At 71.6% G+C, this 19516-nt stretch carries 20 protein-coding genes, 1 tRNA gene and 1 riboswitch; of the genes, 10 read left to right on the top strand and 11 right to left on the bottom strand.

Going from position 1 to position 19516, the window contains the following annotated elements:
• Nucleotides 1-28: 28 nt before the first annotated feature.
• Entirely contained in the window at nt 29-688 is a 660-nt protein-coding gene (locus tag GA0070216_RS30705; protein ID WP_091253397.1) for a septal ring lytic transglycosylase RlpA family protein, read from the bottom strand.
• 184 nt (nt 689-872) lie between these two features.
• Here GA0070216_RS30705 and GA0070216_RS30700 point away from each other — a divergent pair, with 184 nt between their 5' ends.
• Entirely contained in the window at nt 873-1421 is a 549-nt protein-coding gene (locus GA0070216_RS30700) for a phosphoribosyltransferase (RefSeq protein WP_091253395.1), read from the top strand.
• Between the two features lie 18 nt (nt 1422-1439).
• Here GA0070216_RS30700 and GA0070216_RS30695 read toward each other — a convergent pair whose 3' ends face one another.
• On the bottom strand, nt 1440-1694 hold the full coding sequence (locus tag GA0070216_RS30695; protein WP_245722842.1) for a hypothetical protein: 255 nt from the start codon (nt 1692-1694) through the stop codon (nt 1440-1442).
• Nucleotides 1695-1835: 141 nt separating this feature from the next.
• On the opposite strand from GA0070216_RS30695, the gene GA0070216_RS30690 reads away from it, so the two are divergent.
• Nucleotides 1836-2267, top strand: a complete 432-nt coding sequence (locus tag GA0070216_RS30690; RefSeq protein WP_091253393.1) for an ASCH domain-containing protein — start codon at nt 1836-1838, stop codon at nt 2265-2267.
• A gap of 42 nt (nt 2268-2309) precedes the next feature.
• Here GA0070216_RS30690 and GA0070216_RS30685 read toward each other — a convergent pair whose 3' ends face one another.
• Entirely contained in the window at nt 2310-3191 is an 882-nt protein-coding gene (locus GA0070216_RS30685; RefSeq protein ID WP_091253440.1) for an LLM class flavin-dependent oxidoreductase, read from the bottom strand.
• A gap of 131 nt (nt 3192-3322) precedes the next feature.
• On the opposite strand from GA0070216_RS30685, the gene GA0070216_RS30680 reads away from it, so the two are divergent.
• Nucleotides 3323-3706 (top strand): hypothetical protein, encoded by a 384-nt coding sequence (locus GA0070216_RS30680; RefSeq protein WP_141723248.1) that lies wholly within the window; start codon nt 3323-3325, stop codon nt 3704-3706.
• 787 nt (nt 3707-4493) lie between these two features.
• Here the strand turns inward: GA0070216_RS30680 and GA0070216_RS30665 are convergent.
• A tRNA-Gly gene (locus tag GA0070216_RS30665) sits at nt 4494-4567 on the bottom strand.
• 234 nt (nt 4568-4801) lie between these two features.
• Here GA0070216_RS30665 and GA0070216_RS30660 point away from each other — a divergent pair.
• Nucleotides 4802-5836 carry a zinc metalloprotease gene (locus tag GA0070216_RS30660; RefSeq protein ID WP_091253386.1) on the top strand — a complete coding sequence of 345 codons (1035 nt, stop codon included), beginning with the start codon at nt 4802-4804 and terminating at the stop codon, nt 5834-5836.
• A gap of 97 nt (nt 5837-5933) precedes the next feature.
• On the opposite strand, the gene GA0070216_RS30655 is transcribed toward GA0070216_RS30660, so the two are convergent.
• Nucleotides 5934-6488 (bottom strand): pyridoxamine 5'-phosphate oxidase family protein, encoded by a 555-nt coding sequence (locus tag GA0070216_RS30655; protein ID WP_091253383.1) that lies wholly within the window; start codon nt 6486-6488, stop codon nt 5934-5936.
• 192 nt (nt 6489-6680) lie between these two features.
• Between GA0070216_RS30655 and dcd the strand changes: the two genes are divergently transcribed.
• On the top strand, nt 6681-7259 hold the full coding sequence (gene dcd / locus GA0070216_RS30650; RefSeq protein WP_091253380.1) for a dCTP deaminase: 579 nt from the start codon (nt 6681-6683) through the stop codon (nt 7257-7259).
• 180 nt (nt 7260-7439) lie between these two features.
• Here dcd and GA0070216_RS30645 read toward each other — a convergent pair whose 3' ends face one another.
• The 4 genes from GA0070216_RS30645 to GA0070216_RS30630 all read right to left on the bottom strand — a co-directional run bounded on the left by GA0070216_RS30645 (nt 7440) and on the right by GA0070216_RS30630 (nt 12271).
• The gene (locus tag GA0070216_RS30645; RefSeq protein ID WP_091253378.1) at nt 7440-8483 is read right to left on the bottom strand and encodes a C40 family peptidase; all 1044 of its coding nucleotides are present in this window, start codon (nt 8481-8483) and stop codon (nt 7440-7442) included.
• A 12-nt stretch (nt 8484-8495) separates the two neighbouring features.
• A riboswitch (cyclic di-AMP (ydaO/yuaA leader) is annotated at nt 8496-8632 on the bottom strand.
• Nucleotides 8633-8787: 155 nt separating this feature from the next.
• Nucleotides 8788-9789: a C40 family peptidase gene (locus tag GA0070216_RS30640; RefSeq protein ID WP_091253375.1), complete on the bottom strand. Its 1002-nt coding sequence runs from the start codon at nt 9787-9789 to the stop codon at nt 8788-8790.
• A gap of 177 nt (nt 9790-9966) precedes the next feature.
• Nucleotides 9967-10971 (bottom strand): hemolysin family protein, encoded by a 1005-nt coding sequence (locus GA0070216_RS30635; RefSeq protein WP_091253373.1) that lies wholly within the window; start codon nt 10969-10971, stop codon nt 9967-9969.
• Entirely contained in the window at nt 10964-12271 is a 1308-nt protein-coding gene (locus tag GA0070216_RS30630; RefSeq protein ID WP_091253438.1) for a hemolysin family protein, read from the bottom strand. Before GA0070216_RS30630 ends, GA0070216_RS30635 begins: the two co-directional genes overlap by 8 nt.
• Before the next feature lie 146 nt (nt 12272-12417).
• On the opposite strand from GA0070216_RS30630, the gene GA0070216_RS30625 reads away from it, so the two are divergent.
• Nucleotides 12418-13095 carry a GOLPH3/VPS74 family protein gene (locus GA0070216_RS30625; RefSeq protein WP_091253371.1) on the top strand — a complete coding sequence of 226 codons (678 nt, stop codon included), beginning with the start codon at nt 12418-12420 and terminating at the stop codon, nt 13093-13095.
• Between the two features lie 71 nt (nt 13096-13166).
• Here the strand turns inward: GA0070216_RS30625 and GA0070216_RS30620 are convergent, their stop codons facing one another.
• Together GA0070216_RS30620 and GA0070216_RS30615 are read right to left on the bottom strand one after the other, a co-directional pair.
• Nucleotides 13167-15383, bottom strand: coding sequence for a (Fe-S)-binding protein (locus GA0070216_RS30620; RefSeq protein WP_091253368.1), 2217 nt, complete (start codon nt 15381-15383; stop codon nt 13167-13169).
• A 286-nt stretch (nt 15384-15669) separates the two neighbouring features.
• Nucleotides 15670-15933 carry a cell division protein CrgA gene (locus GA0070216_RS30615; protein ID WP_091253366.1) on the bottom strand — a complete coding sequence of 88 codons (264 nt, stop codon included), beginning with the start codon at nt 15931-15933 and terminating at the stop codon, nt 15670-15672.
• 229 nt (nt 15934-16162) lie between these two features.
• Here GA0070216_RS30615 and GA0070216_RS30610 point away from each other — a divergent pair, with 229 nt between their 5' ends.
• The 4 genes from GA0070216_RS30610 to GA0070216_RS30595 are packed head-to-tail and all read left to right on the top strand — an operon-like array spanning nt 16163 to nt 19368.
• Nucleotides 16163-16969 carry a DUF881 domain-containing protein gene (locus GA0070216_RS30610; RefSeq protein ID WP_091253363.1) on the top strand — a complete coding sequence of 269 codons (807 nt, stop codon included), beginning with the start codon at nt 16163-16165 and terminating at the stop codon, nt 16967-16969.
• Nucleotides 16966-18429, top strand: a complete 1464-nt coding sequence (locus tag GA0070216_RS30605) for a class E sortase (protein ID WP_091253360.1) — start codon at nt 16966-16968, stop codon at nt 18427-18429. The genes GA0070216_RS30610 and GA0070216_RS30605 overlap by 4 nt, the downstream gene beginning before the upstream one ends.
• A gap of 5 nt (nt 18430-18434) precedes the next feature.
• Complete coding sequence (locus GA0070216_RS30600) at nt 18435-18713, top strand: hypothetical protein (RefSeq protein WP_091253358.1); 279 nt, start codon at nt 18435-18437, stop codon at nt 18711-18713.
• 4 nt (nt 18714-18717) lie between these two features.
• On the top strand, nt 18718-19368 hold the full coding sequence (locus GA0070216_RS30595; protein ID WP_091253356.1) for an aminodeoxychorismate/anthranilate synthase component II: 651 nt from the start codon (nt 18718-18720) through the stop codon (nt 19366-19368).
• The last annotated feature ends 148 nt before the right edge of the window (nt 19369-19516 follow it).

Below are 19516 nucleotides of genomic sequence, written 5' to 3'. Positions count from 1 at the left end.
GCCGGCCCACCCGTGCCGCCGTTCGCCGTCAGCCGAGCACCTCGTACCTGACGGTCAGTTCACCCAGGTCGACCGAGGCGATCGAGGCGAAGGCGGCCCGGGACAGATCGATGCACCGTCCGTCGATGAACGGGCCACGGTCGTTGATCCGTACGGTGACGGACTTGCCGTTGGCCGGGTTGGTCACCCGGACCTTGGTGTTTAACGGCAGGGTCTTGTGTGCGGCGGTCAACGCGCTCGGGTCGAAGTTCTCGCCGTTGGCGGTCAACTGACCCTCGTCATAGAAGGACGCGCCGCAGGAGCCACTGTCGACCACGTTGCTCTTCGGGGCCGCCGCCTTCTTGGTGGTGGCGGAGGGCTTGGGCGCGGCCGTGCGCGGCTTGCTCCGGGAGGCGGCCTGGGTCCGGGCCGCCTTCGGGCTGGCGGTGACGGTCGGCGACGGGGTGACGCTCGGGGACACGGTGGGGCTGGGGCTCAGGCTGGGGCTCAGGCTCGGGGTCGGCGCGGCGGTGGTGCCGGCGGCGCTGGGGGTGACCGTGTCCACGACCGCGGGAGCCGGCGTGTCGTCGGCGGTCAACTGGACCGCGCCGACGGTGCCGCCGACGGCGAGCGCGACGCCCACCGCGGCGGTGGCGGCGATGCCGGCGGGCGAGGAGAAGATCCGGGTACGGGAGTGCCTGCCAACCACCGGCTCGGTCCTTTCGTATGCCTTCATAACGGCTCGGACCGTAACGACAGAAGCACTTCCGAAGTCAACGTGATCATGGCGTTATGCCCGGAATTACAGTGATACGTGTGACCGATCAGCCGAGGACCGCTGGGCCGCACGGGCCAGAATGCCACCGTTGGCATCCACCGCCGAGGATGGGGTCATGACCGCCGCGCTGCGCACCCGCCTGGTCGAGCTGTTCAGCTGGGTCGATCCGGGGCCGGGCAGCAGCCATCTGGTCAGCGACACCTCCGGCTGGTGGCGGGACGCGGAGGTGCTGACCGGGCTCGGACCGGCCCTGGTCGCGCCGTTCCGGGCCACCCGGCCGACCGTCGTCGTCGCCCCTGCGGCGACCGGGCTGATGCTCGGCCCGCTCGCCGCGACCGCCCTCGGGGTCGGCTTCGTCCCGGCCCACAAACCCGGCGACGGACGACTCCCCGCCGGCCCGCTGACCTGGGCGCAGAGCCCACCCGACTTCCGGGGAAGGCAGGTCGACCTGGCGGTACGCGCCGACCGGCTCGGCGCGGGCGACCGGGTGCTCATGGTGGACGACTGGGTGGCCACCGGCGCACAGGTGCGGGCCGTCCGGGACCTCTGCGCCGCCCGGGGCGCCCACTGGCTCGGCGTCGCCGCCGTGGTCGTCGACCTGCCCGCCCCGGTCGCCGCCGCACTCGGCGCACACGGGCTGCTCACCCCCGACGATCTGGCCTGACCACGGCCTTGACGGTCGTCACGCCGGCCCGGTGAGCCGCACGAACTCCTCGACCGCCGTGCAGACCCGGCCCAGCACCTCGGCCGAGCGGGCCAGCGGGCCGGGCAGCAGCAGCCCGTGGTCGGCGTCCGGCACCTCCAGCACATGCGGGGTGAGCCGACGCGCCACCGCACCGTCCCACGCGCCGTCCGCCGTACCGCCGACCAGCAGGAACGGCGCGGACGCCCGGCCCAGGGCCGCGACCACCTCGGGCCGGTGCAGCAGCGGCGTCAACCAGATCGCCCGGGGATGAGCACCGCGCGCCGGTCCGCCATGGTCCCTCCCGTCGTCGGCCCCACCGTAGTCGCGACGATGCCGACCGTGGGGCATCGAAACCGGGCGACGGGACAGCGGCACCCCGGTAGCCTCGGCCGCATGTGGCCTCGGATCGGCGGACTCCGCACGCTCGCCCTCGGCACCCCCGGTGAGCTGCGCACCACCCTCAACACGCTGGTGCTCACCGGGGTCAAGACGGCCACCGCCGGACTGCTCACCGAGTACGCCGGCGAGGCCGAGGAGTTGGAGCACGTCGGTGAGCGGCTGGCGCTGGTCGACGACCGGGACGCCCTCGTCGGGGTGGTCGAGGTGACCGGCATCGAGGTCGTCCCCTTCGCCACCGTCGGATGGGATTTCGCCCGCTCCGAGGGCGAGGGCGACCGGTCGATCGAGGAATGGCGGGCCGGGCACGCCGGCTACTGGGCCCGGGCCGGCACCCCGGTCACCGACGACACCGAGATCGTCTGCATCCGGTTCCGGCTGGTCTCGGCCGGCGACGGCGGGATACGCACCGGCGACCTCGGCACCTGAGCCGGCCCCGGGCGGCACCCCGTCAGCGCGTGCGGCACCTTGTCAGGGCGTGCGCAGCTCCGGCAGCAGACGGGTGGCGACGTCCGCCAGCACCGCCTCGTCGCCCGCATACCAACTGCTGGCCCGGGGCCAGTGGGTGATCACGTCGGTGAAGCCGAGGGCCGCCGCCCGCGCGACCTGCTCGGCGAAGAAGTCCGCGCTGCGCAGCGAGAAGACCGGCGCCGAGTCCAGCGAGAGATAGCGGGGCAGGGTGACCGGGTCGCGGCCAGCCTCGTCGAGGGTACGGTCCATCCGGGCGCAGAGCGCCGCCACCCCGTCCCACCAGGCCGTCAGCTCCTCCTCACCGGTGCCGGTGGTGACCCAGCCCTGACCGAACCGGGCCGCCAGCCGCATCGACCGGGGCCCGTTGGCAGCCATCACGAACGGCACCCGGGGTTGTTGCACGCAGCCGGGGTTGTTGCGGGCGTCCACGGCGGTGAACCAGTCGCCCTGCCAGCTGGTGCCGTCCTCCCGCAGGATCAGGTCCAGCAGTTCGGTGAACTCGCCGAACCGGTCCACCCTCGGCCGGGGCGGCAGAGTCTCCCCGCCCAGCACGGCCGAGTCGAAGCCGATGCCACCCGCCCCGAGGCCCAGCAGCAGCCGCCCGCCGCAGATGTCGTCGAGGGTGGTCACCTGCCGGGCGAACGCCGCCGGATGCCGGAAGTTGGGCGAGGCGACCAGGGTGCCCAGCCGGACCTGCCGGGTCACCGTGGCGGCGGCGGTCAGCGTCGACATCGAGTCGAACCAGGGGCCGTCGACCAGATCCCGCCAGCCCAGATGGTCGTACGTCCAGGCGTGGTCGAAGCCCCACTCGTCCACCTGCTGCCAGCGCCGACGCGACTCCGACCAGCGCTGGTCGGGAAGGATCACGATGCCAATCCGCATGATCACCAGGGTACGTCCCGACGCCCGCTCCGCCGTTCCCGCCGGTCAACACCCTCCCGTGAGCAGTGCCGGCGGTCGGGCAGCAGGGCTGCACCGCCGGGACCGGAACCGGGCCGTGGCCGTTCCGGACCGTGAACACCTTCGCAGACAGCGGTGTCGACATCGGAGCCGTCGTGCGCCCCTGCAAGGAACAGGACTGCGGTTGCGCCCCCAGCATCAAGTGCCGACTGGGCGTGGCGAAGGGAAATACCACGGTGTACGCCCGGTGCCTGGCCCACTCCACCTTCACCGGCGTGCCGGGCGATCTTCAGGACACCATCTGGTTCAAGATCACGTGGCCGAACAACAGGATCACGGCGGCCCAGGTGTTCGTCTCCACCGTCCACGACCAGTACTCCGGCTGGGTGAAAGGCTCGACCCTGGAGCCCGAGGGGCACAACGGCAGCGTCCCCACATGCCCCGCCGAGCCGAGCGTCGAACCCTTCGTCCAGGCAATGCCCTCACCGACGCGATGATGAGGTCAGCGGCCACAGCCGACCGAGCACGACCCGAGGCGGGCCGCCGAGGGACGCGGGATCGACTGCCTGAAGGTGCGCCGTAGGAGCGTCCAGGCAGGAAACGGTATGCGGCTCGGCTGTCGTCGGGTGTCGATCACGACGGGAGTTGATCAGCAACCAATGAGGTGCTTTCGCGCCTCCCTGATGACGGAAGCCCTGGCGGGACATGTGTCCCGTCGCGGGCCCCGGGGGGCGAGCCTGCGCGAGGTCATGGCGCGGATGGGGCACGACAAGCCCGCGTGCCGCGCTGATCTACCAGCACGCCAATCGGGAGGCCGACCAGAGCATCGCCGACACAATCGACAAGGCGGTCAAGACGGCCCGGCGCAAGCCGAGCAAGCGGAAGCGGGCCACCGAGGGCGACGGATCGGCCGTCTGATCGGAGGTGTTGTCAACGTGTCAATCACGTCGAAAAGGATCGTCGGCTAGCGAAGGGGCTTCCACGCGTTCGTCCTGTACTTGGATCTCTTGTCTGGCCCGGTGGGCACCAGGGTTGTAGATCTCGTCGATCGGGCCCATCAGCCCAGCACCCACGCCACTACGCCGGACACGGTGTGCGAGCCAGACAAGCCCAGCCAAGATCACGGCGAGACTGCCGACAACCATCAGTAGCGCCACGACAAGCATCCACGCGACACAGCCTAGGACGAGGTAATGGCCCGCTAATGGCCCGTCCCTGTTTCAGCATGACCTAGAACCACGGAAGCCCTGGCGGGACGCCTGTCCTGACCAGGGCTTCCGTACGTGGAGCGGGTGACGGGAATCGAACCCGCACTGTCAGCTTGGGAAGCTGATGTTCTGCCATTGAACTACACCCGCAAGCGGGACCACTGTACCTGAGGTGACCATGCCCGCGCACCCTGGCACCCCCGCGCGCCGCCGACCACCATCCGTTACCAATCAGCTACCACCTGCTGAAATTAAACGGTCAGATGTTTCACAGAAGCAGCTTGGGGACGTTCTCAAACGTGTCGATCAGTTGTAACGTCACCCCCACGTTCACGACCTCGGTGCGACATACCCCCTGTCGCGCCGCCAGAAAGAGGTGGGCCCATGGGACTGCGTCCCAACCTGCTGACCCGGCGTGCCGCCGGTGTCGCATCGACGACCTTCGCGCTGCTGTTGAGCACCGCTGCGGTGGGCGTCGTGCCTGCGGCTTCCGCGTACTCCGCAGCCCCCGGTAACGCCCCCTGCGCGGAACCGGCCGACGTCCACGCGGACGTCCACTCCGACGCGCGTGTGCGCGGCGGCAGCAAGGCCGCCCAGAAGCGGCACGACCCGAACGAGCTGACCGCCAAGCAGGTCCAGGACCGGGAGGCGGACTTCGCCGCCGCCCTGCGCAACAGTGCCCTGCGGTCGAAGTCCAGCATCCGCACCGGTTCGACCGAGGGCAGGACGGTGGCGCTGGCCCCGATCACGGTCCCGGTCGTCGTCCACGTGATCCAGCGGGACAGCACCCGGGCCGGAGGCAACATCCCCGACTCGATGATCAACTCGCAGATCAGCGTGCTGAACCAGGCGTACAGCGGCGCGACCGGTGGTGCGGCCACCGGCTTCACCTTCCAGCTCCAGAAGATCAACCGGGTCACCAACGCCTCCTGGTACCCGATCGTGCAGGGGTCCTCGGCCGAGCGGTCGATGAAGACCTCGCTGCGCACCGGCGGCAAGAACACCCTCAACATGTACCTGGGTGAGCTGAGTGACGACCTGCTCGGCTGGGCGACCTTCCCCAAGCGCACCCTGGACGTGATGGACGGCGTCGTCGCGCTCGGTGAGTCGCTGCCGAACGGCGCCGCCACCAACTACAACAAGGGCGACACCGGCACCCACGAGGTCGGCCACTGGCTGAACCTGTACCACACCTTCCAGGGTGGCTGCTCGGGCTCGGGCGACGGCGTCTCCGACACCCCGGCCGAGCGTGAGCCGGCCTTCGAGTGCCCGACCGGCCGGGACACCTGCACCGCGTCCGGCAAGGACCCGATCACCAACTTCATGGACTACACCTACGACTCGTGCATGTACCAGTTCACCGCTGGTCAGGCGAGCCGCATGGTGAACGCCTGGACCGCCTACCGCGCGTCGGCCTGACCGGCGGCACGCACGCCGGCGTCCTGACCGGCACGCCAGCGACATCAGGTGCCGGCTCCGTCCTTCCCGGACGGGGCCGGCACCGTCGTCTGCGGGGTCAGGCGGCGGTACGACGGGTGTCGAACCCGTGCCGGCCACGCCGGGACGGCCGCTGGTCGGGTAGGTCGGCGACACCCGGTCGGCCCGCCGTCGGGTCCAGCCAGACCTGCACGGCGGGCCGCCCGCCGTCGGGGCGCAGCGGGCCGCCGTGGTCGCGGCGGGTCAGCATGGCGACGTCCACGCTGAACTCGAAGAGCCGCCAGTCGACCTGGGGTGCGGCCCGACCGATCGCGGCCACCAGCGCCACCCGGGCCGGATCGGTCACCGGCGCGGCGCGACCGGCGAGGTAGGCCTCGTCGTCGCTCTCCTCCGACGGGAACGAGTGGAGCGCGTAGCGGCCGTCACGTTCGAGGTCGCGCCGCTTGGGCGAGTCGACGACGAAGCAGAACAGCCCGCCGTCGGTGACCAGCGGGCAGACCGGGTGCACCCGGGGGCCGCCGTCGGCGCGGACGGTGGCCAGGTAGCCGAAACCCGGCCCGTACTGCTGGAGGAGAAGGCGGATCCCGTCGGCGAGTCGGGGCTCGTCGGCGGCGAATGCGGACCAGGATGCCATGGAGTCATCCTATCGAACAGGCGTTCTAAAATCAGTCCGACACGCAGGTGGAACGGCCCGACATGCGCCCCGGAGCCGCCGACGACGACGGCCCGCGGGCGGCCCGGTAGGCCGGGGCGGCCGACGCGCCGGCGAGGCCGGTGGGGCGGCCCGGTAGGCAGGGCCGGCCGACGTGCTCGATAGGGTGTCCCGATGCTGCTCTCCGACCGGGACCTGGTCTCCGAGATCAAGGCGGGCGCGCTGGCGCTGGAGCCGTTCGAGCCGAGCCTGGTGCAGCCGTCCAGCATCGACGTGCGTCTCGACAAGCTGTTCCGGGTGTTCAACAACCACCTCTACACCCACATCGACCCGGCCGTGCAGCAGGACGACCTGACGTCGATGGTCGAGGTGCCGGGGGGTGAGCCGTTCGTGCTGCACCCGGGCGAGTTCGTGCTCGCCTCCACGCTTGAGGTCATCTCGCTCGGTGACCAGCTCGCCGGCCGGTTGGAGGGCAAGTCGAGCCTGGGCCGGCTCGGTCTGCTCACCCACTCGACCGCCGGCTTCATCGACCCGGGCTTCTCCGGCCACGTCACGTTGGAACTGTCGAACGTGGCCAACCTGCCGATCACCCTGTGGCCGGGCATGAAGATCGGCCAGCTCTGCATCTTCCGGCTCTCCTCGCCGGCCGAGCACCCCTACGGCTCCGCGGTCTACGGGTCGCGCTACCAGGGCCAGCGCGGGCCGACCCAGAGCCGTTCCTGGCAGAACTGGCGCACCTGGCCCACCCGCTGATCACACCGCACCGGGCCGGGCCGGACCCCACCGGACCGGGCCGGGCCGCACCCCGAGGGTGCGGACCACAAACCTGGCGGCGCGGCCGCATCCCAGGGACGGGCCGCCGCCGGAGCACGGTCACACCGGAGCGAGGAACACCGCGTCCGGACCCCCGATAAGGAGGCCCGGACGTGCGGGTCAGCCGGGTCGGCCGTAGCTGTTGACCGGCCCGTCGTCGACCCGCTTCATCGTGATCGGCTGACCGGACTGGGAGGCGTGCACGACCCAGCCGTCCCCGACGTACATCCCGACGTGGTGCAGGTCGGAGTAGTAGAAGACCAGGTCGCCGGGGCGCAGGTCGGCCCGGCTCACCCGGTCGGTGACCTGGCGCTGCTGCCGGGCGTTGTGCGGTAGCGACACCCCGGCCTTCGACCAGGCGGCCATGGTCAGCCCGGAGCAGTCGAAGTTGTTCGGGCCGGCCGCGCCCCACACGTACAGCTTGCCGATCTGGGCGCAGGCGTACTTGACGGCCGTGCCGGACGGACCACCGGGGTAGCCGGCCGGGCACGGGGCCGGGCGCAGCGACCCTCCGCCGCCGTTGCCGTAGACCTTGAGCCGCAGCTTCTGCAACCGGTCGATCTCGGTGTTGATCTGCTTCTTCTTCGCCGCCAACTGGGCCTCGGTACGGGTCAGTTGGGCGACCATCTCGTCCAACGGCGCCTTGGTCGCGGCGAGTTCGTCGCGCAGCGCCGCGACGGCCCGCACCTCGCGCTGCTGGCGGCTGGCGAACCGGTCCAGCAACCCCAACTGTTCGACCACCTGGCTCGGGTTGTGGCTGCCGAGCAGGGCGTTGACGGTGGACATGTTCTCGCCCTTGTACGCCTGAACGGCGAGGCCGCTGACCTGGTTCATCGCCTGGTCCACCCGGCGCTGCAGCGGGGCGATCCGCTTGCCCAGCGCGTCGGCCTGCCGGCGCTTGGCGGCCAGGTCGGTCCGGGTGGCGTTGTGCTGCTCGATGATCGGTTCGAGCTTGTTCCAGTCCTGGTCGATCTGTCGTTCGATCTCGGCGACCGAGGGGTCGGCGTGGGCTGCCGTGGCGCCACCGGTCAGGGCGACCGCCACGGCGGCCAGGGTGGCGAGGGTGGTGGTGGTGAAGCGGGACCAGCGTGGGCGCGGCACCGCCGTCTCGCGGGCGACCTGGGTCGACCGGCGTGACGGTGGCCGCGGGGCATGGTGTGCCACCGGGCTCCGGGCTCCTTCTTCCTCGACCGCCTACCGGGTTAGCTGACGGGTTCGGGCGGGAAGGGAGCGCCCTACCGCAGTGGTTGCGGATTCACCCCGGCGTACCTGGGTCCCCGGCTCGCCCGGAGGCGACTCGGCGGTGCCGGCCGACGCCACCCCGGGCGGGGCGGACCTGGTGCCGACCGACGATTGACCAGAGTAGAGACGGTCGTTATCGATCCGCAACCCGCCGGGCCGGCACACTCCGGCTCCGGAAACACGCAACCCCCGGCCCGTCGGGGCCGGGGGTTGACGTCTGCGCTGGTCAGCCCGGTCGGCGGAAGCCGGCCACCGGCATGTTGTTGATGCTGGCCACCTGGACCGGCTTACCGGTCCGCGGCGCGTGCACCATCGTGTCGTTGCCCAGGTAGAGGCCGACGTGGTGCAGGTCGCTGAAGAAGAAGACCAGGTCGCCGGGGCGGGCCTCGGAGCGCGGGATGGCCTTGCCCTCGTTCCACTGGGCACCGGTGAAGTGGGTCAGCGAGATCCCGGCCGCCTTGTAGGCGAACTGGGTGAGCCCGGAGCAGTCGAACGAGTTGGGCCCGGTGGCACCCCAGACGTACGGGTCACCGACCTGCTGGCAGGCCACCTGGATCGCGGTACGGGCGGCGGAGCTGAGCACCCCGTTGATCGTGGGGCAGCCGTTCACCTTGACGGTGGTCTTCGGCATCGACGCCTGGAGCCGCTTGATCTCGGCGTTGATCTTGGTCTTCTTGGCCGCGAGATCCTTCTCCTGCTGCACCTCGGCGGCGATCAGGGTGTCGAGCTTCTGCTTCTCGGCGTCGTACTTGCGGCGCACCACGAGCACCGCCTCGACCTCTCTGCGCTGCTCGGCGGCGAGCCGGTCCAGAATGGTCAGCTGCGCGGCGAGGGTACCCGGCCGGCTGGTGGTGAGCAGCGCGCTCAACTCCTGCGACGGCCCGGACTTGTAGTAGCGCGAGGCGAGGTCGCCCACCCGGCCCAGGGCCAGTTCGCTCTGCAGGGCCAGCGGCTCGATCTTCTTCTGAAGTTCGACCGACTTCTTGCGGTTGACCTTCAGCTGCGCCCGGACCTTGTTGTAGCTCTCGATGGTCGGTTCGAGCTGCTCCCACTGCTTGTCGAGCGCCGCCTCGATCTCCTCGGGCGACGGCGCGGCATGCGCCGGCACGGCGAGCATCCCGGCGCCCACGGCGACCGCCGCGACCACGACGAGCAGGCGGCGGGCGACCCGCCGAAGGACTGCCGGCCGGGCGGGCGACCGGCCCTGGACGTGACGTTGAGGGGGCATGGTTGCCACCGGCGTCGACTCCTTTGCCACCGACCGCCGGGCGCCTCGCTAAGGGGAAGCAGGAGGCAGACGACCCACAGCGGCCGGTGCAACATTAGGGGCAGTCACGGTATGGAATCAAGGCGGGTGGGCACACCATCACATCAGTGCAATCGCTTGCACACAAAGGGTGTGCACTCAATTTCCAACGATCGCAGTCAATACATCGTCGAGGGTGACCACACCCAGGGGGCGGCGACCGTCGCTCACCAGCACCATGTGCCGCCGCTCGCGCCGCATCGCCAGCAGCAGATCGGCCAGCGTACGGTCCGGCGGCACCACCGCCAGCGGCCGGTAGACCTCGGCCGGCACCGGCGCCCGGCGGGACGCTCCGGCGTACCCGAGGACGTCCTTGACGTGCACGAAGCCCAACACCCGCCGGGTGGAGCGCTGCACCACCGGGAAGCGGGACCGGCCGGTGGTGGTCGCCAGCACCTCCAGTGAGGCCGGTGAGACGTCCTCGGCCACCGTGGTCACCGTGGACCAGGGTTGCAGCGCGTCCGCCGCCGTCCGGTCGTGCAACGCCAACGCCCCGGTGATCCGGGCGTGCTCCTCGGCGTCGAGCAGCCCCTCGGTGCGGGCCTGGGCCACCAGCCCGGCCAGCTCCTCGGCGGTGAAGACCGTCTTCACCGCGTCGGCGGCCTCCACCGCCCACAGTCGCAGCACCTGCCGGGCCGCCCACTTCATCGCCAGCAGCAGCGGTTTGGTGGCCAGGCAGAACGCCAGCATCGCCGGCCCCAGCCAGAGCGCCGACGGTTCCGGGCCGGCCAGGGTGATGTTCTTCGGCACCATCTCGCCGACCACCGTGTGCAGGAAGACCACCACGCCCAGGGCGATCAGGAAGGCGACCGGGTGCACCGCGCCCGCCGGCAGCAGCACCGCGTGGAACACCGGCTCCAGCAGGTGGGCCAGGGCCGGCTCGGCGATCGCGCCCAGCCCGAGCGAGCAGACGGTGATGCCCAACTGCGCCCCGGCGATCATCAGCGGAATCTGGTTCATCGCCGACAACGCCCACCGGGCCCGCTTCGAGGTCGCGGCCAACGGCTCCACCACCGTGTGCCGGGACGCGATCAACGCGAACTCGCTGCCCACGAAGAACGCGTTGCCGAGCAGCAGCACCACCGCCACCAGCAGCTCAGTCATCGACGTGCGGCTCCTCGGGACGGACCACCCGGACCTGCTCGATCCGATGCCGCTCCACCTCGACGACGGTGAACTCGTAACCGTCGGCCCCGGTCGTCTCGCCGGGCAGCGGGATGTGCCCCAGCCGGGCCATCAGAAACCCCGCCAGCGTCTCGTACGGGCCCTCGGGGAGCCGGAAGCCGGTCTGTTCGAACAGTTCGTCCTCCCGTAGCACCCCGTCGACCAGAACGGTCCGTTCCCCACCCGGGACGGTCAGTCCGGTGTCGTGGGCGTCGTCCACGGTGGCCGGGTCGAACTCGTCGGCGATCTCCCCGACCAGCTCCTCGACCAGGTCCTCGACGGTCACCACCCCGTCGGTGCCCCCGTACTCGTCGACCACGATCGCCAGGTCGGACCCGGCGGCCTTCAGCGCCGCCAGCACGCCGTCGAGATCGAGGCTCTCCGGGACGTACACGGGCTCGCGGGCGACCGAGGCGACGGTGGTGCCGGCCCGCGCGGCCAGCGGCACACCGAGCGCGTCGGGTACGGCCGCGACCCCGGTGACCAGGTCGAGAGTCTCCTCAAAGACGGGGAACCGGGTCCGGCCGGTCCGGCGGGACAGGTCCAGCAGTTCGGCGACGGTGGCGGTGGCCCGCAGCGCGATCACGTCCACCCGGGGGGTCATCGCCTCGGCGGCCCGCTTGTCACCGAAGCGGATGGTGCGCCGCAGCAGCATGGCGGTGTCCGGCGGCAGCGCGCCGGCCCGGGCCGAGATGGCCGCCAGCAGGCCCAGCTCCTCCGGGGAGCGGGCGCTGGCCAGCTCCTCCTGGGGCTCCACCCCGAGCTGGCGGACCAGCCGGTTGGCCGAGTTGTTCAGCCCCCTGATCAGCCAGCCGAAGGTCCGGGAGAAGGCCCGCATCGGCCCGGCGGTGGCCAGCGCCGCCGGCATCGGTCGGGCCAGCGCCAGGTTCTTGGGCACCAGTTCGCCGAAGAGCATCGAGAGCAGGGTGGCCAGCGCCAGGGCGAGCAGCGGGCTGAACCGGTCCACGCCGCCCAGCGGGGCCAGCAGCGGGTGGAACAGCCGGGCGAGGGCGGGCTCGGCCAGGTAACCGGTGAGCAGCGCGGTGAGGGTGATGCCGAGCTGCGCCCCGGAGAGCTGGAAGGAGAGTTCGCGCAGCGCCCGGCGGACCGTGGCGGCGGTGGCGTCGCCGGCCTCGGCCCGCCGGTCGATCTCCGCCCGGTCCACGGTGACCAGGGCGAACTCGGCCGCGACGAAGAACGCGTTGCCGGCGGTCAGCAGCACGAAGCCGACCAGGGGCAACAACGTGCCGAGCAGCAGTGAGTCGATGGGCGTGATTGTTTCAGATCCGCCCCCGGCGGTCACCGGGGCGTGGCTCACAGTTACCGGATTCGCCGTCAGGTTCGCCTACCCGCCAGGGTTCGCGCCGCGGGGTTAGCGTGGACGACATGGCACCGCTTACCCTCGCCGACGAACTGGTCCTGCTCGCCTACGACGACACCGGGGTGAACCGGCTCGGCCGACCGAACCTCGACTACGGGCTGGCCGGGGCGGTGTTGCTGGAGCTGGCCCTCGCCAGCCGGGTCGAGGTGGTCGACGACCGGCTGGTGGTGACCGACCCGACTCCGACCGGCCGCCGGGTGCTCGACGACGCCCTCGCCGAGGTGACCGCCGACGACAAGCGTCGCCGGCCGAAGGACTGGATCGGCCGGCTGGCCAAGGGGCTGCCCGATCGCGTGCTGTCGGGTCTGGTCGACGAGGGGGTGCTGCGCCGGGAGTCCGACCGGGTGCTGCTGGTGTTCCCGCGTACCCGCTATCCGTCGCCGACCGGCGCGGAGCCGGTGGCGGAGACGGCGGCCCGGCAGCGGATGGTCGACGCGCTGCTCTCCGACGGCCCGGTGGAGGCCCGGACGGCCGCGTTGCTCGGCCTGACCCGGGCGGTCGGGCTGGACCGCAAACTCTTCCGGGAACTGCCGAAGGAGCGGCTCAAGACCCGCGCCACGGAGATCGCCGCCGGGGACTGGGCGTCCGCGGCGACGAAGAAGGCGATCGAGGAGACCCAGGCCGCGGTCATGGTGGCCACCACGGTGGCCACCACGGCCGCCATCATCACCACGACGTCCTGACGACCGCGACGGCGGCGGCACCGGGTGGGTGCCGCCGCCGTCGTGCGTCCGTCCACGGCAGCGGTACGGCCTCAGCCGGCGGCCGGCGCGGTCTCCTTCTCACCGGGTGCGGCGTCCGGCTTGACCGAGCGGAGCAGCACGCTGGCCACGTCGACCACCTCGACCTGCTCGCCGGCCCCCTTGCCGTTGACCCCGTCGTTGAGCATCGTCGAGCAGAACGGGCAGCCGACGGCGACCGTCCGGGCCCCGGTGGACATGGCCTCCTCGACCCGGTCCACGTTGATCCGCTTGCCGATCTTCTCCTCCATCCACATCCGGGCGCCGCCGGCACCGCAGCAGAAGGAGCGCTCGCTGTTGCGCGGCATCTCGATGAGCCCGCTGTCCGCGTTGCCGCCGCCGTTGATGGCGCTGCCGAGCACCTCCCGTGGCGGAGCGAAGACCCGGTTGTGCCGGCCCAGGTAGCAGGGGTCGTGGTAGGTGACCCCGCCGTCGACCGGCTGCACCGGGGTGAGCCTGCCGGTGCTGACCAGGTGGGCCAGGAGCTGGGTGTGGTGGACCACCTCGAACTCCCCGCCGAGCTGGCCGTACTCGTTGCCGAGGGTGTTGAAGCAGTGCGGGCAGGTGGCGACGATCTTGCGCTTGGCCTTCTCCCGGCCCTCGAACGCCTCGTTCAGGGTCTCGACGTTCTGCTGGGCGAGCATCTGGAAGACGAACTCGTTGCCGATCCGCCGGGCCGGGTCACCGGAGCAGGTCTCGCCCTCGCCGAGGATGGCGAAGGAGACGCCCGCCTCGTGCAGCAGGGTGGCGACCGCCCGGGTGGTCTTCTTGGCCCGGTCCTCGAACGCACCGGCGCAGCCGACCCAGAACAGGTACTCGAAGTCGTCGACCTCGCCGACCCGGGGCACCTCGAAGCTCAGCCCCTTGGTCCAGTCCTCGCGGGTGTTCGGCGGCGCGCCCCACGGGTTGCCCTTGTTCTCCAGGTTGCGCAGCATCACGCCGGCCTCGGAGGGGAAGCTCGACTCGATCAGCACCTGGTAGCGACGCATGTCGACGATGTGGTCGACGTGCTCGATGTCGACCGGGCACTGCTCGACGCAGGCCCCGCAGGTGGTGCAGGACCACAGCACGTCCGGGTCGATCACGCCGCCGGCCTCGGCGTCGCCGATCAGCGGCCGGTCGGCCTCGGCGAGGGTGAGCACGTCGAGATGGGCGAGCTGCGCCTGGGTGGCCTTCTCCTCTCCGGTCAGGTCCTTGCCACCCCCGGCCAGCAGGTACGGCGCCTTGGCGTACGCGTGGTCGCGGAGGCTGAGCACGAGCAGCTTGGGCGACAGTGGCTTGCCGGTGTTCCAGGCCGGGCACTGCGACTGGCAGCGACCGCACTCGGTGCAGGTGCTGAAGTCGAGCAGGCCCTTCCAGGAGAACTGCTCGACCTGCGCGACGCCGAACTGGTCCTTCTCCGGGTCGGCCTCCTCGAAGTCGAGCGGCTTGCCCTGGCTGGTCATCGGTCGCAGCGGGCCGAGCCCGGAGCCGGCGGGCCGGGCCGGCTCGCGCTTGAAGAAGATGTTGAAGAACGCCAGGAAGCGGTGCCAGGCGACGCCCATCGTCACGTTCAGCGCGATGACGATCAGCCAGGTCATCGAGATAATGATCTTGATGAGGGCGGCGATGCTCACGCCGGCCGGCCAGGCGGGCAGCAGCGCGCCGACGGCGTGGCTGACCGGGGTGGCCCAGAGCGGGTACTCGAAGTGGTCGGTGGCGACCTTGAAGCCCCGGATCACGAACCCCATGATCAGCACGGCGAGGACGACGGCCTCGACGAAGTAGCCCTGCCACATGGTGGAGCCGGTGAACCGGGACCGCCCACCCGGACGGGTCGGCCGGTTGCGGACCCGGATCGCGATCAGCACCAGGATGCCGACCGTACCGAGCACCGCGATCACCTCGGTGACCAGACCGTACCCGGCGAGGCCGCCGATCAGCGGCAGCCCGCCGGTCGGCGAGACGACCTCGAAGTACGCCTCCAGCACGAGCAGCGACAGCACGATGAAGCCGACCATCACGAACCAGTGCGCGGCACCCACCACGCCCCACTTGAGCATCCGGGTGTGGCCGGCCGTCTCGACCAGCATGGTCTTCGCCCGGGTGCCCTTGTCGGTGAACCGCTCCGGCGCGGGCTGCCCCAGCCGGATGACGGCCACCATCTTCCGCACCGCACGCACCGCGAGCCACACCGCCACCGCGGTGATGGCGGCGGCGAGGACCGTGGTGACGATCTGGACGCTGCCCATCGAGTTGGCCTCCCGGTCTGCTGCCTGGCAAGCGGCTCGGCGGCCGGGCCGACTCAGGGGGCGGCCGGCGTACCGCCGCCGCACCCCCGACCGGACCGGTCGATGACCTCGCTCCGCTCGGTCATGCGGTGCAGCCTACGCGAAAGTTACCCGACAGTAACGTGAGTCTTCTCGCACCAGGCCACGCCGCCCTGCGGACACCATAGGGGGCCCGACGCCGAAGCGCCGGGCTGGGGGCGTACGCGATGACCTGGGCCGTCTCGCGGTGGGCGCCGGAGCGCCGGGCTCAACGCCAGCGGGACAGCAGCACCAGGGAGCTGACCATCGCACCGAAACCGACCGCGAGGTTCCAGTAACCCCACGAGGCGACCGGGTACTCCTGCTCGGAGAGGTAGTAGACCACCAGCCAGCCGATGCCGGCGACGATCAACGCGACAGCCGTGGCCGGCAGCCACACCGGGCTAGGCTTGCGCGTCGCCGTCGTCGTCGTCGGACGGACATCCGTCGGCGGGGTGTACACCTTCTTCTTACGGACCTGAGACTTGGGCACGACGCTCTCCAGAGGGGTGACGACCTCGTCCGGCCTGACAACCGGGCGCGGGGGCGACGGTCCATGGCCAATAATGTTCGACAGCCAGCGTAGTCCGGAAGGCCGCTCCAGGCCATGAATGGGGTCGATCCGGTGCCCACGGTGACCGGATTCGGTCGGGTCGACGCGGCGTCGACGACCCGTCCCGCACCGTGACGGGCGTCACCAGACGACGGGAGAGGAGCGCGCGGTGGAGTACACATCCGGTGCGGCATCCTGGCAGAAGGCCATGCGGCGGGCGGTCGTCGCCTTCCTGCCCCGACGCCCCCGGCAGCGCCGACCGGGCTGGTCGATCGGCGTGCCGCTGATCGCCGCCGCCGCCGGGCTGCTCTTCACCACCACGGCGACCACGGCCGGCGGCACCGCCCTGCGGGAGGACCGCCGGCCCCAGCTCACCCAGCTCATCGAGGACCGTCGGGAGCAGGTGGCCACCAGCGAGCTGCGGGCCGCCCGGCTGCGCGCCGACGTGGAGAGCGAGACCGAGACCCTGGCCGACACCGACGCGCCGATCAAGGAGCAGCGGGACCGCGCCCACGGCCTCCAGCAGGCGGCCGGCTTCACCGCGCTCACCGGGTCCGGGGTGACCGTGGAGCTGAACGACGCCCCCCGCCGCGGCGACGGCACCCTGCCCAAGGGCGCGACCAACGACGACCTCGTCGTCCATCAGGGTGACGTGCAGGCCGTCGTCAACGCGCTCTGGGCCGGAGGCGCGGAGGCCATGTCCATCATGAATGTCCGCGTGCTCTCCACCAGCGCGGTACGCTGCGTCGGTAACACCCTGCTGCTGCACGGCCGGGTGTACTCGCCACCATTCAAGATCGTAGCAATCGGCGATCCCGCTGCCCTCCAGCAGGCCCTCGCCGGCTCGCAGGGAGTCGGGTTGTTCAAGCAGGCGGTCGACCACTACCAGCTCGGCTACTCCGAGCACGTCGCCACGGTCACCGTGCCCGCATTCGAGGACTCGACGGCGCTGCGATCGGCGACGGTGCCGCGATGACCCACCAGGGCGAGGGCCCGCGCGGCGGCGACCAGCACGACGAGCCGACCGCGTTCCTCCCCAGGGTCGACCGGTCCACGCCGCCGCCCGCCGCAGCCCGCCCGCAGCCCGCCGCCGGCCCGCAGCCCGCCGGCCCCTGGCCCACCCCGGTGCTCCCGCCGCGCCAACCGCCGCCCGCCTGGCCGGGCCGGCCCACCCCGGCCACGGGCAACGGTCAGCAGCCGGAGACGCACCAGCGCCAGCAGCCGGAGGCGGCCCAACGGCACGCGCCACCGCCACCGACCCGCCCCACTCCGGCGACGGCCGAGCGCCAGCACGGTGCCGGCCTCCCCGGTGCCGCCCCGCGTCCGGTGCCACCCGTCGAGACGGGACGGCCCCGGGCCGCCGCGCCGGACGGGACGCCGCGCCCGTCCGGCGTCGGAGGCGACCGGTACCCGACGTCCGCTCCCCGGCCGGAGGCTCCGCGCGGGGGCGGAGCCGGGCTTTCCCACCGGGGCGTACCCGGGAATGGGCCGGTGGACCACGGCCGGTCGGGTCCGGTCCCGGACCGCACGGCGGACCCGGCGGCGACGGCGCTGCTCCCGGTGGTGCCCGCCCGGCCAACCAGCTCGGCGCTGGACTCCACCGCCCTGATGGGCGCGGTGCCGCCCGCCCCCGAGCACACCGGCTCCGACGATCCGGTCGCGCCCCCGGCCCCGCCCCGGCGTGGTGAGCGGGTGGTGCAGCTACGCCCGGAACAGACCGGGGAGGGCTACAAGAGCGTCTACTCCGAGCTGACCCGGCCCACCTTCGGCTCACGGCTACGCGCCGGGGTACGGGTCAGCGGCGAGGTGCTGATCACCTTCGGACTGGTGGTGCTGCTCTTCGCCGGGTACGAGATCTGGGGCAAGTCCGCCCTCGTCGACGCCCACCAGAGCAAACTCAACCAGCAACTGGCCCAGGCGTGGGGCCCGACCGGCGACCCGACGGTCAGCCCGAGCACCCCGACCAAGCAGGTCGCCCCGGCCGAGGGCAAGCCCATCGCCGGGCTCTACATCCCCAGCCTCGACAAGAACTGGGTCGTCGTCGAGGGCGTCACCCAGGAGGACATCCGGTACGCCCCCGGCCACTACCCGAAGAGCGCGCTCCCCGGCGAGGTGGGCAACTTCTCCGTCGCGGGGCACCGCAACCGGGCCACCTTCTGGCGGCTGGACGAGCTGAAGGTGGGGGACGCGATCCTCCTGGAGGGCAAGCAGGACTGGTACGTCTACAAGGTCTACCGGTCCCGGATCGTCCGCCCCGACCAGGTCGAGGTGGTCGCGCCGGTGCCCGGCGAGCCGAAAGCGAAGGCCACCCGCAAACTGCTCACCCTGACCACCTGCAACCCGAAGTTCGACAACTACCAGCGGCTGATCGTCCACGCCGAGTTCGACCGCGCGCAGCCCAAGTCCGAGGGCCCACCGCCGGAACTGCGAGGCTGACCACGGTGTACTCGTTCATCTGGCGAAAGCTGCCCTTCGGGCTGCCCGGCAAGCTGATCGGCTCGGTGCTGCTCGCCACCGCGATGGTGGCGCTGCTCTGGTATGTGATCTTCCCCTGGGCCGAGCCGCTGCTGCCCTTCGACGACGTCCAGGTGACCCAGGACTCCGGCAACCCGGGCGGCGACTCCGCCGTCGATCCCGACGCACCGGCCGGCGACGGGCACGACCTGCCGTACGACACCGACCGGAACAACACCCCACCCGCCCCCTCTCCGGACCAGTGAGCCCATGCGTGTCCTCGTGATCGACAACTACGACTCCTTCGTGTTCAACCTCGTGCAGTACCTGGGCCAGCTCGGGGTGGAGTGCGAGGTCCGGCGCAACGACGAGATCGACGTCGCCGAGGTCGGCCGGGTCGGCGCGGCGGGCGTCCTGCTCTCGCCGGGGCCGGGCAGCCCGGACCGCGCCGGCATCTGCCTCGACGTCATCCGCCGGTACGCCGGTGAGCTGCCGATCTTCGGCGTCTGCCTCGGCCACCAGGCGATTGGTGAGGCGTTCGGCGGGACCGTCACCCGGGCACCGGAGCTGCTGCACGGCAAGACCTCCGAGGTGCGGCACCACTCCGTCGGGGTGCTGGCCGGCCTGCCGGACCCGTTCACCGCCACCCGCTACCACTCGCTGGCGGTGCTCCCCGAGACGCTCCCCGACGAACTGGAGGTCACCGGCTGGACGGAGTCCGGCGTGGTGATGGCGATGCGGCACCGGACCCTGCCGATCGAGGGGGTGCAGTTCCACCCGGAGTCGGTGCTCACCGAGGGCGGCCACCTGATGCTGGCGAACTGGGTCGCCGCCTGCGGTCACCCCGAGGCCCTGGAACGCGCCCCGGAGCTGGCCGCCGAGGTCGACGCCCGCCGCCGGGCCGCCTTCGCCACCAGCTGACCCCGCTCGCCACCGCTGTCCGGTCGCCGGGCGGTGGTCCGGGGCAGCGGGAGCCGCTGCTGGTCGACGCGGTCACCGCGACGGTGCTCGTCGCTTCCGCCGGTCGTCCCCGCAGGACGACTCAGGCCCGGTCCACCGGACCGGGCCT

The organism is Micromonospora matsumotoense (assembly GCF_900091525.1).
GTDB classification, from domain to species: Bacteria; Actinomycetota; Actinomycetes; order Mycobacteriales; family Micromonosporaceae; genus Micromonospora; species Micromonospora matsumotoensis.
This window is presented reverse-complemented; position numbering and strand designations above follow the sequence as displayed.